This window comes from Francisella philomiragia (assembly GCF_018135955.1).
Classification (GTDB): domain Bacteria; phylum Pseudomonadota; class Gammaproteobacteria; order Francisellales; family Francisellaceae; genus Francisella; species Francisella philomiragia.
On record NZ_CP063138.1, the window covers coordinates 372,873 to 390,000 of the forward strand.

Consider the following 17,128-nt stretch of genomic DNA (forward strand, 5'->3'; position numbering starts at 1 on the left):
TAGCAAATGTCAGAGTATATATCTTTAGAGCAATATAATACATATCGTATCAAATCTTACGCTAAACATGTTTATTTTCCAAGTAATGAACAACAGTTGTTAGAAATCATAAATAAGCATAATCAAGTATTTTTCCTTGGTAATGGTAGTAATATTATTTTCTCAAAAGAGTATTATGATGATGTTGCATTTGTGGTTTTTTGTAAGAATTTTAACTCGTATACTATTAGAGGTAATTGTCTTGATGTGCAGGCAGGTGCTTTGTTGCAAGATCTTGCCTTAGCAACTTATCATGCAGGTTTAAGTGGTATAGAGACTTTTTATGATGTTCCAGCTAGTGTCGGTGGTGCATTGATCATGAATGCTGGAGCTTATGGGGATGAAATATATACCTATATCAAAAGTGTTACAGTGTTAGATCTTGAGGCTAAACAAATAAAAAAATATTTCAAAGAAGATATAGAGTATGGTTATAGATATTCTATGTTTAAGTATCTTAAGAATATTTGTATACTATCGGCAGAGTTCGAGTTTGAGCCGAAATCTAAGCAGGATATTAAAGCAAAGCTTGATGATATTTATTCACGTAGATTATTGAATCTACCTCAAAAGCCAACTGCAGGAAGCGTGTTTAAAAGACCTCAAGCAAATGTGCCAGTAGGTGTTATGGTCGAGGAGCTAGGGCTTAAGGGTAAGCAAATTGGCGGCGCACAAATATCGCTTAAGCATGGTGGAATTATAGTTAATAACGATAATGCAACTGGACAAGATATACTACAACTTATTGAGTTTATAAAACAACAAATTTTAGAGCATTATAATATCGAATTGCATGAGGAGCAAATCGTTATTTAGTATCTTTAGTTGAAAGCTCTTTTTTATATGTTTAATATCTAATATACTTTGCTTAGGAATAATATTTTTGATTAATTATGAAAATAAAGATTTTATCTTATTTTGTTATGGTATCTTTATTTTTTGGTAGTTCTTTTGCCGATACTATTACAGCTAAATCTAATCAAGCAGTTGATGTGGATACAAATTATAATCCTTTACGAGACTATGCCAAAAAAACATCTATAAATACTGATTCTGCAATTACAACACCAGATGTTTCTAGCAATGAAGCTTCAATGAACATGACAACACAGACTGAAGATAATGCTCCCCAAGCAAATGATTATGGAGAGGCGTTGAGTAGTCTTGTAGATACTAGTGATGATGATTATGATAAATTAATTGCTGAGGCGAATGCTATTTTAGCTGATAGTGCGCCATCTGAAACTAAAAAAAAGATTGATGCTTTTAATAAAGAGTTAGAAGAAAGGTCTAAAAAAGAAAAAGATGAGTTTATTAAAAGTACAGCAAGTAATACTTTGAGTAAAGCAAGTGATATAGTTAATAGTAATCAAATTCAGAAAGTGGATCAGAAATTTGATAAATCTTATAATACATATTCAGAAAAATCTTCAGGTGACTATATAAATGAAAATGTTGAAAACTATGATAAGGATTATAAGCCAAAAAATTATGATGGACTTATTGAAAGTATCAGTACTCCTAAGGATATTGAAGAGTCTTTTAATGATATAGATGAAGATGAGAAAGACAATTTTAGGTATAAGCTAAAGGATGGTTATCCAATAGAGCAAATTACAACAGTTGGGTTGTTAGATGGGGAGCAAAAGCGCTATAAAAAATGTTTAATAATGAAGACTTATGGTGGTGGTACATGGAGAACCTACTGTCAGCCACTTAAAAAACCTACAAAATGTCCTGATTATGACTGGCAACAGCTGTCATCTATGTCTATCTTGTATTGTTAAATGTTTGTAAAATTTTAGAAGTGTATTAGTTTTTCTTAAATTCAGTTATTTGCTTTTTGAGCTCATCTAGACTTATTCTATTAGGGTTTGCACGTGGAGTAGTATTATTATTTTCACTCTTTCGAACTGCATAACCATATAGAGCTTCTATTTCTAATTGTAGGTTTTGCTTAAATTTATTAATAAAAGTATTCCACATATTTTTACCAGTAAAACAAGTATGCATATTTGTATCTGCTAGAGGCTCATTGAGATGTCTAATATCTTCAAAGACAGTATTAGTGTTCTCATAAGTAAATCTAATAAGATCTGATTCGATAGCAGGAGTTTTGTATCTGCTAGTTTGTAGGGTATTACCCCATGTTAGAAGATCTATCATATCATTTGTATGCTTTGACTTACTAATAGTTGCAAAAGCCTTTTTCATGGTAGCAAAAGATTTATCGCCAAAGGTCGAAAATAACAGGATCCCATCATCATTTAGTAGCTCATAGTAGTCATCTAATTCTTGAGCTAAATTATCGGTTAGATGGATAATACTATTTGATATAATTATATCGAAAGATTGGCTCTGATCTTGGTTTTTATGTATTCTTGCATTAGGAAAGCGACTTTGTAAACTGTTTAAATAATCATCATCACAATACCCAGTTATCAAGATATCTGATGGATTAAGCTTTATGAAGTCAAGTCTTTTGAGTAGTCTATGGGCTATCTCATTTTTAATAAAAGATTGTCGATATAACTTTCTGTTGGATATTCTATTTAAGAAGAGATTATAATTAAACATAAGTGATCGCAATATCATATTTGTATGAAGATTATAACAAAAATACTGCAAATACTCTCTATTCAGAATTGTTTATTATGTAGACAGTCAGCAGAAGATATAGTTTGTAATTACTGTTTACATAATCTAGAAGAAGACTTGAATACACAGAAGTACAAGTTAGATTTTAATATTGAGTATGATTACTATCATCTACTTAGTTATACTACAGAAGTTAGATATTTATTGCAAAAGTTTAAGTTTCAAAAAGATTTGTTAGTAATGCAGGTGTTCAGTAAGCTTATGCAGAAATGGTGGGATAAGATGGGCGATAAATACTTCGCTGATGTTGATGCCATTGCTGTAGTACCTATACATAGGTTTAGATATATCTATAGAGGATTTAATCAATCTGAGCTAATTGCTAGTAAATTGGCAGAATATGCAGATATTAAAACAGTGTTTTCAAATTATTTGCGTATCAAATATACAAAATCACAAGCTAAGTCATCTAAACAGAAAAGAGCTTCACAGATAAAGGGAGTATTCCAGCTTAATCAACCTATTATAGCTAAGCATTTATTGATATTTGATGATGTTTTGACAACAGGAGCAACGATTAGAGAGTTTATTGAAACTATTTCTAAGGATAGCCAAATTGATAAGATATCTATAGTTACACTAGTGCGTCCAGAATAAGAAGTCTGCAATGTAGCTAATCCGAATAACTTTTGAAACTATTTTTGTCATCCTATGGCTTGACCATAGGATCCATTTATTATGAGTTTTAAACTTGGATTCTACGATCAAGTCGTAGAATGACATTTTTCTTTCTGATGAATTATTTACTATAAGAAAATATTATAAATATTATAAAATCAATATATTTAACAATCGTATATAATTTTGTAATAATACTTTCAACAAATTATGAGATGATATAAAAGGATATCAAAATGAAAAAATTAGTATTAGTAGTAGTTTCAGTTATGGGCTTAATAAATGTGAGCTTTGCTAGTGGTTTGCATGAACTAAATAGTTTCTCAAGTAGCTCATTTCCACCACCAGTGATGATATTAGCTGAGTAAGGCTTATTCAGGAAGTTTTAGTTTAATTCTACCACCTAGTATATGAGCATGAATATGAAAAACCATTTGGCCACCTTCTTTACCTGTATTAAAAACAGTTTTAAAACCTTTTAAACCAAGCAGCTTAGCAACCTTAGGTATACTTAACATAAATTTACCCATAAGCTCTTCATCTTCTTCAGTTAGTTCATTTAGGCTAGCTATATGTTTCTTTGGAATAACTAAAACATGAGTATCAGCAGCTGGATTGATATCATGAAAAGCAAAAACATTTTGATCTTCATAAACTTTCTTTGATGGAATCTCGCCAGTGATAATCTTACAAAAAATACAATCAGACATTTATTTCTCCTTTTTGAAAATATAATAAGCCAAGCAAACAACACCTGCTATCAATATGGTTGTACTATGAGTGGTAATTAAATCCTGTAATTTAATCAGGGAGCTAGTATCTTTAGTTACACTTGCAATAGCGCCTGTAGCTATTAATACAATACTTACGCCTAATGCAAATCGATGCTTTTTCTTTGGCTCTTGAGTATCACTAGTAATTTGGTTAGGAGAGGTTGCTTTTAGATTAATTTGTGTCTGCTGTAGTATATCAAATACCATACGTGGCAGCTCTGGTAGTTTATCACTAACCCTAGGCATATTTTCTAACGAACGATGATAAAAACCTCTTAATCCCATTTGCTCTTTCATCCATTTCTCTAATATTGGACGAGATGTTTCCCATATGTTAAGTTCTGGACATAGTTTTTGCCCAAGACCCTCAACATGAAATAGAGTTTTCTGCAATAATGTAAGCTGAGGTTGTATATTCATATTGAAACGACGAGCAACAGCAAAGAGTTGCATCAAGGTATAACCCAGTGAAATCTCTTTCATTGGTTTCTCAAATATAGGTTCACAAACTGTTCTGATGGCAGATTCCAATACGTCTTCACGTGTATCACTAGGAACCCAGCCTGACTCTATATGTAGTTCAGCTACCTTGCGATAATCACGTTTAAAAAATGCCAGAAAATTACCTGCTAGATAGCGCTGGTCATCACGATTAAGTGTGCCAACAATACCAAAGTCGATAGATATGTATTTTGGATCTGCAGGGTTTGTGACATCGATAAACATGTTACCAGGGTGCATATCTGCATGGAAGAAGCAGTCATCAAACACCTGAGAGTAGAATATTTCCACACCTCGCTGTGCTAATAAACGGCGATCTACCCCTAGAGCATCGAGAGTTTCGATATCAGATACTCTGACACCACTGACACGTTCCATAACCATTACTGTAGAGCTAGTATATTCCCAATATATCTTAGGTACATAATGTATAGTTGAACCCTCGAAGTTTCTGCGTATTTGAGATGCATTAGATGCTTCGCGTACTAGATCAAGTTCATCAAAGAAGCTTTGATTAATTTCTTTGACAATTTCAACAGGCTTGAAACGCTTAATTTCTTTTAATTTGCTAAGTAGTGTTGCAAAGAAAAGCATCAGAGAAGTATCAAGTTTTAGGATTTTCTCTATACCTGGTCGCAATACTTTAACTACAACTTTTTCATCATTTTGAAGTACTGCACCATGAACTTGAGCAACTGAAGCAGAGGCTAGCGGGGTGCTTTCAAAACTTTTGAATATCTTATTTATTGGTTTTTTTGCAGCCTTTTCAATCTGTTGAGCTGCAATATCGTTATCAAACGGTGGTACATTATCTTGAAGTTTAGAGACCTCTTTTATTACTTCAGGAGGAAGCAGATCAGCACGCACAGATAATGCTTGTCCAAACTTAATAAATATAGGTCCAAGCTTCTCTAACGCCTCTCTTATGCGTACACCGTGCTCTAGCTTGCGTACTCTTGGAGAGTAGTAAAATGGATTTATCAAAAGTATAAGTTTAAGACTTCTTATTTTAGTTGCTCGGATTGGTTCATTGAGAAGGCAGTACCTATTTATAATATAAAAAATATATATAAGTCTTAGAAATTTTCTAATCATTGTATAAGCTCTGTAATAAGTTTAGTTTAGCTTCTATTCTATCAGTAGCCTGTTTTAGCTCTTGAACTTGACGATAAAAAATATTTATCTCATTTTGTGATATTAATGTTCTCTTTTCTTCAGTTAAAAAATCTTTAATATCAACTATAGTTTCTTGGCGTGATGTTCTAAGGTATTCTTTCGCTTTAGTAAAAGGTTTCGCTATCGTTGCTGCAAATTCTGGACTAGTAATCTCAGATATTTTATAAACTAAATCAATATCAATAGCACTTATGAACTTATTAAACTCATTTAGGTCTTTAAGACTACCTTGATAATCAAGTTTATTGGCAATTATAAGTTCTTGAAGATTTTTGTTAAATATCAGTTCAAGTATATAAGCCAGTTTACCTTTTAGCACATTTTTAGAATGCTCATCAGTAGCATGGATTTTTGATTTTTCGACTTTTAATGTAACCGAAAAATCAATATCAGTAATCTCTACCCTTAATGTTTTGTTATTAAGAGGTAGCAGCAAACTACTCATTTGTGGGTCAAGTTTAGATAATAATATTAGGGCTCTATCTATTATTTGAATCATCTTAATACTTATATCCGATATGTAAAGCTACGATTCCACCAGTCATGTTCTGATATTCAACATTATCAAAACCAGCATCATACATCATTTGCTTTAGTGTTTCTTGATCTGGATGTTTGCGGATTGATTCAGCGAGATATTTATAACTTTCAGCATCTTGAGTGATGATTTTGCCTAAAAAAGGTAAGGCTTTGAAAGAATACTCATCATAAACCTTAGACAGCATAGGTACTATGGGTTTTGAGAATTCTAGTACTAGTAATCTTCCACCTGGTTTTAGTACTCTGCACATTGATGCTAAGGCTTTAGCTTTGTCAGTTACGTTTCTTAAACCAAAAGATATTGTTATACAGTCAAAATAATTATCAGGAAATGGAAGACATTCAGCATTAGCTTGAACATATTCGATATTACCGACACATCCTTTATTAGTAAGTTTCTCTTTACCCACTTCTAACATTGATGAGTTGATATCACTTAAAACTACTTTACCCTGTGAGCCTACCATTTGACAGAATTTATATGCTAAATCACCAGTTCCACCTGCTAAGTCAAGGACTTTGTCTCCTTTGCGCACCCCAGTTTTTGCGATAGTTTGTTTTTTCCAGATACGGTGAATACCAAAAGACATTAAATCATTCATTAAGTCATATTTAGCTGCTACAGAGTGGAAAACTCCGGCAACTTTTTTTTGTTTTTCTTCCCAAGGTACTTCTGTAAAACCGAAATCTGTTGTTTTATTTTCTTTAGACATTTAAACTAAAATCATAATATTAAGATATAATTTCATTATAGCAGAATATCAAGTATTTGTATTGGCAAGATACCATTAAATAAGGGAGTGTGACTATGTATATATTATCTGGAGATATCGGTGGAACTAATACTAGGTTAGAGGTTTCTCTTCTAGAAGATGGTTTAACACAGAGCATTGCTATTAGAAAATATAAAGGAGCAAACTTTAATTGTTTGTCTGATATTATTGATAAGTTTTTACTAGAAGTTGATCTAGTGGGGCAGATTGATTCTGTGTGTCTAGCTGTTGCTGGATTTGTCGCAAATGGAGAAGTTCAAGTAACAAATTTACCATGGTTAGTCTCAGAGCAGTATATCTCAGAAGGCCTTGGGATAGATAAAAGTAAAGTCAAAGTTATAAATGACTTTGAAGCCATAGGTTATGGTATAGAATCTTTAGATAGAGAAAAAGATCTTATTACCCTTCAAGACGGTAAAAAAGATGATGAAACATTATGTGCTGTAGTCGGTGCTGGTACAGGTCTAGGTATGTGTCTAGTTAGTTATGATAAAGATCATAATCCTAGAGTGTACAAAACAGAAGGCGGTCATGTTGACTTTTCACCAGTTGATGATGAGCAAATTCAACTCTTTAGATTTATGCGTAGAACTTTTCATCGAATCTCACCAGAGAGATTTTGCAGTGGCTATGGTATTTTCAATATATATAAGTATGTTGTACGTAATCCTTTATATGATCAGCCAGAGTGTCAATCGCTACGAAGAGAATTATTTAGCGTATCAGATTCTGATAAAGCAGCAGTTATTGTTAAGTATGCCATAGAGCATAGAGAACCCTCTGCGTTGAGAACTATAGATATATTTTTAAGTATATATGGATCAGTAGCAGGTAATTTAGCATTATCAAGTTTACCTTTTAGAGGGTTGTACATTGCTGGAGGTATTGCACCTAGACTTATTAAACAAATCAAAGAAAGTAAGTTTTTAGAAAAGTTTAGAGATAAAGGTAGAATGTCTAGTATGATGAAAGATTTTCCTGTTCATATAATTATGAATACGGATGTCGGTCTAATTGGTGCGCGCACCTATGCAGCAGGATTAGTTAAAGTAGAGTAAAATTATTTTTTTTCTTTGAGATATTTTGATAATCTCATTATTCCTAGATATATTAGATAGGCAGCTACACATCCAGCTATCAATATATAAAAGGCTGCGAAAGTCAAAAAAATACCAACTAATATAGCTAGTTCAGTAATAAAAAATATAGCTAGTATAGCAATTAGGCAAATACACCCAAATATATTGCGATATTTACAGATCCTATTTGCTGGATTTGGTTCTTTATTTATGTTTAAGCTTTCCTGATTCATATTATTTATACATTGTTGTAATGTGTCAATTATACAGTTGATAATTATTCCAATGCAAATTAAATGTTAAAATTATCTTTTGATATGTTTTGATAAATAAATAGATTGAATTATTAAGAAAATAAAAGTTATACCAAGAAGACCAAAAAGTTTAAAGTTCATCCATATATTCGTTGAAAAAAAGTAAGCAACAAATAAGTTAAGAGTTCCCAATACTGTAAAGTAAGCGCCCCACATATTATTAATTTCTCTCCATTTATGTCTTTTTAACTCAACGGTTTCTTTGAGAATTTTTTGCATTGGAGTTTCTTTCATGGTGTATGTTGATATTATCAAGCCAATTCCTATTAGCCAGTTGATTATGCTAACTTTCCATTTGATAAACTCTTCATTATGGAAGTATAAAGTTGCTCCGCCAAATACTACAACAAGTACAGCTATTAAAATTTGTGCTTTAGCAATTTTTCTATGAGCAATATACTCCCAAATTACTTGAGCAACTGTAACTATAATCAATGCAGCAGTAGCATAAAAAATATCATAAACCTTATAAACTGTGAAAAATACGATTGCTGGTAGCAAATCATTAATCATTTTATTCATTTGTATTAATGTTAAGTGTTGTATAATGTCATAAAAGTATAACTCTTGTTGTTAAGATAATGAAGAAATTAATTGAACTATATAGTTATGGTAATAATGTTGCTGAATTAAAAGAGATAGCTAATATTTTGGATAATGACGGTGTTCTTGCTGTACCAACTGATTCAGGATATGCTTTAGCTTGTAGGATGAAATCAAAAAAGGCTATAGATAAGATCATCAAAATACGTGAATTAGACGGAAAACATAACTTTACTTTATCTTGTAAGGATTTATCTGAAATATCTGAATATGCAAAAGTTGATAATAGCGCTTATCGAATTCTAAAAAGACATACACCAGGACCTTTTACTTTTATTTTAAATGCAACAAAAAAGGTATCATCATTATTGGTTACTAAATCTAAAAATACAGTTGGTATAAGGGTAAGCGAGCATTATGCTCTTCAAGCAATATCAGCAGAAATTGGTGAACCATTAGTGATTGGAAGCTTTATTTTACCTGGGCAAGATCATGTTGTTACCGATTGCTCAGTTATTGATGATGAAGTTATGAATTATATAGATGTGGTTATAGAGTCGGATTATTGTGGTTATGAGTCAACTACAGTTGTGGAAATGCTTGAGTTGCCATATCAGATTTTAAGACAAGGTGCTGGAGAAATAGATCTCTAATCCTAGATGTCATAGATATTGAACATTAATACGATAGTTAAATATGAACTCTTACAAAGCTATATTTGAAAATTTAGAGTTTGAAATTTTACCAATAAAAAAATCTCGCTTTATATCTTTTGTCTACAAGGTAGCTAGTCACGAAGAAGTGCTAGAGGCAATAGATAATGCAAAGATTATTTATCCTGGAGCTAATCATTATTGCTGGGCATACTCTTTGGTAGATAATAATCAGCTTAGATTTAGTGATGATGGTGAGCCAAATGGTTCTGCGGGTAAGCCAATACTTTCACATATTCAAGGTCTTGGTATATCAAATGTTTTGGTTGTGGTCGTAAGATATTTTGGGGGGACAAAGCTTGGTGTGGGTGGACTTGTTAGAGCGTATGGGCAGGCCGCTAAAGAAGGGTTGGCTTTAGCCAAAATTATCTATGTAGAGCCTCAGAGTGAAATTTTAATAGAATATGATTACTCAGAAACAGCAAATGTCGATAATTTACTAAATCGCTATAATATTCAGATTATAAAGGAGAACTATTCTAATTTGATATCCAAAGTTATCAAGATATGTACATCCGAAAAATCTATCTTCTTAGAAGAAATAACAAATATAACTAAAGGTAGAGTGAAGGTGATAGAGTACTAAATCGTTTAAGTTTGAACTCTACTATTACGAATAAGCATATATATAAATGAGCCAAATAAGCAAATAACCCCACTAAATATAAATACGAACATAAAATTATCATTTGTTGATTGTAGTATTATCCCAGTAATAAGCGGGGCAAGTCCAGCACCAACAAAATTAGCAAAATTCTGTAATCCACCAATTGTTCCTACTAAGCTATATGGAGAGATATCAGCAACTAATGCCCATGTTGGAGATATCCGTAGCCCCAAACAGAAAATAGTAACACTTATTACGCATACTATAATAAAGATGTTGTCTATAAATGGTAGCGCTAAGATTGCTATAGATGCAACTAGACATCCGATGATTATAGGTGTTAATCGTGAAAATACTGCTGTAAATCCTTTTTTTATCATAAGATCGGATACTATACCGCCTAACATTACTGAAGCAATTCCTGAAATGAAAGATATAGATGTTGCTATACTCATTTGAGAAAGGCTTAGGTGTTTTACTTTAATAAAATAAAAAGGTAACCATGTTAGAAATAACCAGTAAGCGTAAGATGAACATAGATTTCCTAAACATAAAAAAACTACATTCTTATTCTTTAGTGCATCAGAGATAGAAACCTTTTGAGTCTTTTTGTAAGTTGGTCTACATTCAATAGTTTCTTCTGTATGTAGAAGTTTCCAACCTAACGCAGCTAGCAATCCGATAATACCTAACAAAATAAACATACCTCGCCAATCTATCAGTAGCATTAAACCAACTAAGATTAATGGTGCTAGGATGTTTGCTAATCTAGGACCTAGAGCAACTATTGATGACATTAGTCCCCTTTGAGAACTTGGAAAACGATGTTGTATTATTCTAGTAGCAACTATGAAAAAGGGGGCTTCTGCGAGACCGAGTAATATCCGTGTTAGTAATATTGAATAAAACCCTATTACTAAGCCTCCTAATACACAAGCTACAGACCATGCAACCATACTTATTAGCATTACTTTATTTACACCAAGACGATCAACCATGTATCCCGCCGGTAGACTAGCGATAGCATACGGCCACATAAATGCTGATAATAATATTCCCATTTCTGTTGGTGTTATATTAAAAGCATTAGCAATTTCTGTATTTGCAATACTTAGAGTAGATCTGTCAATATAATTTAATAATGCTAAAAAGAATAATAGAAAAATTATTAAAATATTATAGTAGGATTTTTTCATTACTAAATACTTGGCTTATTTAACACGCATACCAGGCTGAGCACCTTCATGCGGTTCTAGTATGTATATTCCTTTGCCATCACCAGCTGCTAGAACCATACCTTCTGACATTCCAAATTTCATTTTTCTAGGAGCTAAGTTCGCTACCATTACAGTATGTTTGCCTACCAAATCTTCTGGCTTGTATGCTGATTTTATACCTGCAAATACTTGTTTTGTAACACCGCCTAGATCTAATGTTAGCTTAAGTAGTTTGTCTGCACCTTCAACATGTGAGGCTTCAGCAATTCTAGCTACGCGTAAATCAACTTTCATGAAATCATCAAAAGTACATTCAGCAGCGATATCTAGTTTAGGTTCTTCTTTGGGTTGTTGGTTTTGTTCATTTTCTAACATTTTTTTTGTATCCTCTAAAATCTTGTCTACTTTTTCTTTTTCAATACGAGTTGCTAATGGTTTGAATTTGTTTATCTTGTGAGATTTTAGGAATACGGGAGCATCACGCCATTTTGATAGCTCTATATTTAAGAAAATTTCGGCATTTTTAACAATTGAAGGCACAATTGGCTTAAGATAAGCAACGAGTACCTTAAACATATTAATTCCTTGTGAGCATACCTGATGAACTTTTTGTTCTTGTCCTTCTTCTTTTGCTAATTGCCATGGTTTATGGTGATCTATAAATTGATTTGCTTTATCAGCTAAGGCCATTAATAGTCTTACAGCATGTGCAAATTCTCTTTTCTCAAAAGCTTCTGTAATTGCGTGATGACTTTTAGCAAACTCTTTTTCCAATTCCTTATCAAAGACTTCGTTAGCTAAAGTGGCATCAAATTTTTTGTATATAAAGCCAGCACAACGACTTGCTATATTTACTACTTTACCAACTATATCTGAATTTGATTTGGTGACAAATTCTTCAAGGTTCAAATCTATATCATCTATACGAGATGTTAGTCTAGAGGCAAAGTAGTACCTTAAGTAACTAGGCTCTAGATTGTCAAGATATGTTCTGGCTTGGATAAATGTGCCGCGAGATTTCGACATTTTTTTGCCATTTACGGTTAAGAATCCGTTTGCGAAGACACTTGTAGGAGTTTTGTAGCCTGTAGATGATAGTATTGCTGGCCAAAATAATGCATGGAAATAAATAATATCTTTACCAATAAAATGATAAAGCTCGCTTTCACAAGAGTTATCTCCCCAAAATTCATTAAAATCAATATTGTGTTTATCACAGTAATCTCTAAAACTTGCAATATATCCCATCGGAGCATCTAACCAGACATAGAAGAATTTTTGCTCATCTGTACCTGGGATTGCAAAACCAAAGTATGGAGCATCTCGCGAGATATCCCAACTTTGTAGGCCTTGCTCAAACCATTCTGCTAGTTTGTTAGCTACTTCTGGTTGGAGTAGTTTGTTGGATTCTATCCAATCTTTGATATTTTTTTCCAAAGAGGGTAAATCAAAAAAGAAGTGTTCAGAATTTTTTTGTATTGGTGCTTTTCCTGATACTACTGATTTTGGGTTTATTAGTTCTGTTGGATCATAAGTTGCACCGCAAACCTCGCAACTATCTCCGTATTGATCTTCAGCCTTACATTTTGGACAAGTACCTTTTACAAATCTGTCTGGTAAAAACATCTTTGCTTCAGGATCATATGCTTGAGCTATTTCTTTTTTTGATATGAGTTTTTGAGCATTCAGCTTACCGTAGATATCTTCAACAATTTCTTTATTTATTGGACTATGAGTTGAATGATAATTATCAAACTCAATTTCGAAGCTTAAAAAATCTTTTTGGTGATTATTTGAGTATTTTTTAACAAGCTCTTCTGGTGTGATACCTAAGCTTTTAGCTTTAAGCATTATTGGAGTGCCGTGTGTATCGCTGCCACAGACAAATATACATTCATTACCTTGTAGTTTTTGGAATCTAACCCAAATGTCTGACTGTATATATCCAAGCATATGGCCTAAATGAAGATCGCCATTTGCATATGGTAGTGCATTAGTAACTAGAATTTTTCTCATAATAAAAATACTTATATAATTTATGTATGTTTAAAGTAATGGTTGTATTATAAAGTTTTTTCAAAATTTTGTTTAGTAATATATTAGTAAAAAATAATAGTTAGTGTAAAAAAATGATACGAGTACTCTTGACACATTGTTATATGTATATATAATATCCTCTCACATGGTTTAGGAGAGGTGGCCGAGCGGCTGAAGGCGCTCCCCTGCTAAGGGAGTATAGGCGTTAAACCCTATCGAGAGTTCGAATCTCTTCCTCTCCGCCATCAAAAAAGTTTTCGATCTTTTCAAAATCGGGTGCTTAGCTCAGCTGGGAGAGCATCGCCCTTACAAGGCGAGGGTCGGGGGTTCGAACCCCTCAGCACCCACCACTAAATAAAAAGCGACTTAGGTCGCTTTTTTTTATGTCTTAAATTTTTGTATATCACTTTTATTGGACTTTGTGAAGTTGACGGTATAGAGAGTGTTTTAATATTTGTGCTAAGTAAATACGGTGTTAGATTAGTATTCTTATATAGGGGCAATTAGCCAAAAGCTAATAATTGGGGTATGTTGTAGATATATCTTTTAGTGAGTAATTGTGATAACTGTATTTTTAGTTTTCTTTGAGGTTAAGAGTCATTTAGGTTTAGAAGTGCCTATATCTAAATCTAATCAAAACTTGACCTTGAAATTTTATATATAATATATTTCTATTACTATTTTTTTAAGCTGCGCCTGTGCGTTTTTTTATTGGGAGTGTTGCATTTCCTAATTTCTCATGTACAGATTTATAAAAAGAGTAGAGATTATATCTAATGCTTATGTCTCTTTATTATTTGTTTTTCTTTGAATTTTATAATATTACTAATCGCCAAAGTTAGATAAATCAAATTGTTAATGCAGCAGATATGTATATCAAACACAAGTAATTAGATTAACAGAGTTGGAGGTGTTTAGACTTAGCACATTTATTGAAAGAGCAATAGATAGATAAAAAAGTATTATTTTTTTAGATAAGTAGGATATTTGTTTTTTTGTTATAAAACAGGGTGAATGTGCTGTAAAGTGGCAAAAAGGCTATATAAACGGTGCTTTTATGTATTGAAATTGCTGTTGAAATAAAAAAGTTGTAAAAAGTATAAATTTTTTTAAAAAAGGTGTTGCATTTTGATTGGAGGATGCGTATTATATGTCTTCACCGGCTGACGAGTGATGTTAACGGTGAGAGGCTAAGGCTTCAAAGATATTTAAGAGATATATTATATACAAACACTTTGTTAAAGAATTTGAGTATCAGTAGTTAGAGTCAGAATTTGAGAATTAAACTGAAGAGTTTGATCCTGGCTCAGATTGAACGCTGGTGGCATGCTTAACACATGCAAGTCGAACGGTAACAGGTCTTCGGATGCTGACGAGTGGCGGACGGGTGAGTAACGCGTAGGAATCTGCCCATTTGAGGGGGATACCAGTTGGAAACGACTGTTAATACCGCATAATATCTGTGGATTAAAGGTGGCTTAGGCTGCCGCAGATGGATGAGCCTGCGTTGGATTAGCTAGTTGGTGGGGTAAGGGCCTACCAAGGCTACGATCCATAGCTGATTTGAGAGGATGATCAGCCACATTGGGACTGAGACACGGCCCAAACTCCTACGGGAGGCAGCAGTGGGGAATATTGGACAATGGGGGAAACCCTGATCCAGCAATGCCATGTGTGTGAAGAAGGCTCTAGGGTTGTAAAGCACTTTAGTTGGGGAGGAAAGCCTATGAGTTAATAGCTTGTAGGAAGGACGTTACCCAAAGAATAAGGACCGGCTAACTCCGTGCCAGCAGCCGCGGTAATACGGGGGGTCCGAGCGTTAATCGGAATTACTGGGCGTAAAGGGTCTGTAGGTGGTTTGTTAAGTCAGATGTGAAAGCCCAGGGCTCAACCTTGGAACTGCATTTGATACTGGCAAACTAGAGTATGGTAGAGGAATGGGGAATTTCTGGTGTAGCGGTGAAATGCGTAGAGATCAGAAGGAACACCAATGGCGAAGGCAACATTCTGGACCAATACTGACACTGAGGGACGAAAGCGTGGGGATCAAACAGGATTAGATACCCTGGTAGTCCACGCTGTAAACGATGAGTACTAGCTGTTGGATTCGGTGTAAAGGATCTAGTGGCGCAGCTAACGCGTTAAGTACTCCGCCTGGGGACTACGGCCGCAAGGCTAAAACTCAAAGGAATTGACGGGGACCCGCACAAGCGGTGGAGCATGTGGTTTAATTCGATGCAACGCGAAGAACCTTACCTGGTCTTGACATCCTGCGAACTTTCTAGAGATAGATTGGTGCCTTCGGGAACGCAGTGACAGGTGCTGCACGGCTGTCGTCAGCTCGTGTTGTGAAATGTTGGGTTAAGTCCCGCAACGAGCGCAACCCCTATTGATAGTTACCATCATTAAGTTGGGTACTCTATTGAGACTGCCGCTGACAAGGCGGAGGAAGGTGGGGACGACGTCAAGTCATCATGGCCCTTACGACCAGGGCTACACACGTGCTACAATGGGTATTACAGAGGGCTGCGAAGGTGCGAGCTGGAGCGAAACTCAGAAAGGTACTCTTAGTCCGGATTGCAGTCTGCAACTCGACTGCATGAAGTCGGAATCGCTAGTAATCGCAGGTCAGAATACTGCGGTGAATACGTTCCCGGGTCTTGTACACACCGCCCGTCACACCATGGGAGTGGGTTGCTCCAGAAGTAGATAGCTTAACGAATGGGCGTTTACCACGGAGTGATTCATGACTGGGGTGAAGTCGTAACAAGGTAGCCGTAGGGGAACCTGCGGCTGGATCACCTCCTTAACGGAAATACGAAAAAATAGAAATAAGCTCTAATTACATATTCAAGTGATTTGGCATAGTGTTTGTAGATAATATATTTTAGTGTAAATAGAATACGGGTCTGTAGCTCAGTTGGTTAGAGCGCACCCCTGATAAGGGTGAGGTCGGTAGTTCGAGTCTACTCAGACCCACCAGTAATTTTGGGGCCATAGCTCAGCTGGGAGAGCACCTGCTTTGCACGCAGGGGGTCAGCGGTTCGATCCCGCTTGGCTCCACCATATTTATTTACACGAAGATAGAGATATTTAACAATTTAGTATAGAAATAGACTTAAGAAAATAAGTGCAAGCGGTGGATGCCTTGGCATTCAGAGGCGATGAAGGACGTGTTAATCTGCGATAAGCTTCGGGGAGCTGGTAAATAAGCTTTGATCCGGAGATTTCCGAATGGGGGAACCCACCTAACACAAGTTAGGTACTCACTCGATATAGAGTGTAGAGCGAACGAGGGGAACTGAAACATCTAAGTACCCTTAGGAAGAGAAATCAATTGAGATTCCCATAGTAGTGGCGAGCGAAGTGGGAAGAGCCTGGTATGATTTAGCTGTAATTATAGTAGAACAAGTTGGGAAGCTTGACGATAGAGGGTGATAGTCCCGTATACGAAATAATCACAGTGGAACTAAGCATACGAACAAGTAGGACGGGGCACGTGGAACCTTGTCTGAATATGGGGGGACCATCCTCCAAGGC

The 17,128-nt window shown here is 34.7% G+C and carries 16 protein-coding genes, 4 tRNA genes and 2 rRNA genes (1 of these 22 running past the window's edge); 13 read left to right on the forward strand and 9 right to left on the reverse strand.

The features are described from left to right. The first annotated feature begins 6 nt into the window (after nucleotides 1-6). A complete protein-coding gene (gene murB / locus IMS64_RS01940; RefSeq protein ID WP_200151518.1) occupies nucleotides 7-855 on the forward strand; it encodes a UDP-N-acetylmuramate dehydrogenase in 849 nt (282 codons plus the stop codon). A gap of 77 nt (nucleotides 856-932) precedes the next feature. Then, nucleotides 933-1,826 carry a hypothetical protein gene (locus tag IMS64_RS01945; RefSeq protein WP_211490738.1) on the forward strand — a complete coding sequence of 298 codons (894 nt, stop codon included), beginning with the start codon at nucleotides 933-935 and terminating at the stop codon, nucleotides 1,824-1,826. 25 nt (nucleotides 1,827-1,851) lie between these two features. On the opposite strand, the gene IMS64_RS01950 is transcribed toward IMS64_RS01945, so the two are convergent. Next, nucleotides 1,852-2,616: a methyltransferase domain-containing protein gene (locus IMS64_RS01950; RefSeq protein ID WP_211490739.1), complete on the reverse strand. Its 765-nt coding sequence runs from the start codon at nucleotides 2,614-2,616 to the stop codon at nucleotides 1,852-1,854. A 24-nt stretch (nucleotides 2,617-2,640) separates the two neighbouring features. On the opposite strand from IMS64_RS01950, the gene IMS64_RS01955 reads away from it, so the two are divergent. Both IMS64_RS01955 and IMS64_RS09875 read left to right on the forward strand, forming a co-directional pair. Then, nucleotides 2,641-3,294: a ComF family protein gene (locus IMS64_RS01955; protein ID WP_211490740.1), complete on the forward strand. Its 654-nt coding sequence runs from the start codon at nucleotides 2,641-2,643 to the stop codon at nucleotides 3,292-3,294. 257 nt (nucleotides 3,295-3,551) lie between these two features. Beyond that, complete coding sequence (locus tag IMS64_RS09875) at nucleotides 3,552-3,683, forward strand: hypothetical protein (RefSeq protein WP_267906353.1); 132 nt, start codon at nucleotides 3,552-3,554, stop codon at nucleotides 3,681-3,683. Nucleotides 3,684-3,686: 3 nt separating this feature from the next. Here the strand turns inward: IMS64_RS09875 and IMS64_RS01960 are convergent, their stop codons facing one another. From IMS64_RS01960 to ubiE, 4 genes are read right to left on the reverse strand one after another with little or no spacing between them, the layout of a single operon-like run. Continuing rightward, entirely contained in the window at nucleotides 3,687-4,025 is a 339-nt protein-coding gene (locus IMS64_RS01960; protein ID WP_004286395.1) for a histidine triad nucleotide-binding protein, read from the reverse strand. Beyond that, nucleotides 4,026-5,684 (reverse strand): ubiquinone biosynthesis regulatory protein kinase UbiB, encoded by a 1,659-nt coding sequence (gene ubiB, locus IMS64_RS01965; protein ID WP_004286394.1) that lies wholly within the window; start codon nucleotides 5,682-5,684, stop codon nucleotides 4,026-4,028. Then, nucleotides 5,677-6,264, reverse strand: a complete 588-nt coding sequence (locus tag IMS64_RS01970) for a ubiquinone biosynthesis accessory factor UbiJ (RefSeq protein ID WP_200155846.1) — start codon at nucleotides 6,262-6,264, stop codon at nucleotides 5,677-5,679. Before IMS64_RS01970 ends, ubiB begins: the two co-directional genes overlap by 8 nt. A gap of 1 nt (nucleotide 6,265) precedes the next feature. Further along, nucleotides 6,266-7,018, reverse strand: coding sequence for a bifunctional demethylmenaquinone methyltransferase/2-methoxy-6-polyprenyl-1,4-benzoquinol methylase UbiE (gene ubiE / locus IMS64_RS01975; protein WP_012279875.1), 753 nt, complete (start codon nucleotides 7,016-7,018; stop codon nucleotides 6,266-6,268). A gap of 95 nt (nucleotides 7,019-7,113) precedes the next feature. Here ubiE and glk point away from each other — a divergent pair, with 95 nt between their 5' ends. Then, nucleotides 7,114-8,136, forward strand: coding sequence for a glucokinase (gene glk, locus IMS64_RS01980; protein ID WP_004286391.1), 1,023 nt, complete (start codon nucleotides 7,114-7,116; stop codon nucleotides 8,134-8,136). Between the two features lie 2 nt (nucleotides 8,137-8,138). Here the strand turns inward: glk and IMS64_RS01985 are convergent, their stop codons facing one another. Beyond that, complete coding sequence (locus tag IMS64_RS01985) at nucleotides 8,139-8,390, reverse strand: hypothetical protein (RefSeq protein WP_004286390.1); 252 nt, start codon at nucleotides 8,388-8,390, stop codon at nucleotides 8,139-8,141. Between the two features lie 72 nt (nucleotides 8,391-8,462). After that, on the reverse strand, nucleotides 8,463-8,993 hold the full coding sequence (locus IMS64_RS01990; RefSeq protein ID WP_004286389.1) for a septation protein A: 531 nt from the start codon (nucleotides 8,991-8,993) through the stop codon (nucleotides 8,463-8,465). Nucleotides 8,994-9,052: 59 nt separating this feature from the next. Here IMS64_RS01990 and IMS64_RS01995 point away from each other — a divergent pair, with 59 nt between their 5' ends. Both IMS64_RS01995 and IMS64_RS02000 read left to right on the forward strand, forming a co-directional pair. Next, complete coding sequence (locus IMS64_RS01995; RefSeq protein ID WP_211490741.1) at nucleotides 9,053-9,667, forward strand: L-threonylcarbamoyladenylate synthase; 615 nt, start codon at nucleotides 9,053-9,055, stop codon at nucleotides 9,665-9,667. Between the two features lie 43 nt (nucleotides 9,668-9,710). Then, nucleotides 9,711-10,313 (forward strand): YigZ family protein, encoded by a 603-nt coding sequence (locus tag IMS64_RS02000; RefSeq protein WP_211490742.1) that lies wholly within the window; start codon nucleotides 9,711-9,713, stop codon nucleotides 10,311-10,313. Nucleotides 10,314-10,318: 5 nt separating this feature from the next. On the opposite strand, the gene IMS64_RS02005 is transcribed toward IMS64_RS02000, so the two are convergent. Both IMS64_RS02005 and metG read right to left on the reverse strand, forming a co-directional pair. Further along, complete coding sequence (locus IMS64_RS02005) at nucleotides 10,319-11,530, reverse strand: MFS transporter (RefSeq protein WP_211490743.1); 1,212 nt, start codon at nucleotides 11,528-11,530, stop codon at nucleotides 10,319-10,321. Nucleotides 11,531-11,545: 15 nt separating this feature from the next. Then, nucleotides 11,546-13,567, reverse strand: a complete 2,022-nt coding sequence (metG, locus tag IMS64_RS02010; protein ID WP_211490744.1) for a methionine--tRNA ligase — start codon at nucleotides 13,565-13,567, stop codon at nucleotides 11,546-11,548. Nucleotides 13,568-13,741: 174 nt separating this feature from the next. Here metG and IMS64_RS02015 point away from each other — a divergent pair. The 6 genes from IMS64_RS02015 to IMS64_RS02040 form a co-directional block, all read left to right on the forward strand. Continuing rightward, a tRNA-Ser gene (locus IMS64_RS02015) sits at nucleotides 13,742-13,833 on the forward strand. A gap of 29 nt (nucleotides 13,834-13,862) precedes the next feature. Next, nucleotides 13,863-13,938, forward strand: a tRNA-Val gene (locus tag IMS64_RS02020). A 933-nt stretch (nucleotides 13,939-14,871) separates the two neighbouring features. Continuing rightward, nucleotides 14,872-16,397, forward strand: a 16S ribosomal RNA gene (locus IMS64_RS02025). A gap of 96 nt (nucleotides 16,398-16,493) precedes the next feature. After that, a tRNA-Ile gene (locus tag IMS64_RS02030) sits at nucleotides 16,494-16,570 on the forward strand. A gap of 8 nt (nucleotides 16,571-16,578) precedes the next feature. Beyond that, a tRNA-Ala gene (locus tag IMS64_RS02035) sits at nucleotides 16,579-16,654 on the forward strand. 50 nt (nucleotides 16,655-16,704) lie between these two features. Beyond that, nucleotides 16,705-17,128, forward strand: a 23S ribosomal RNA gene (locus tag IMS64_RS02040); it runs 2,463 nt beyond the window's last position. The 16S and 23S rRNA genes sit together here with 2 tRNA genes alongside, the layout of an rRNA operon.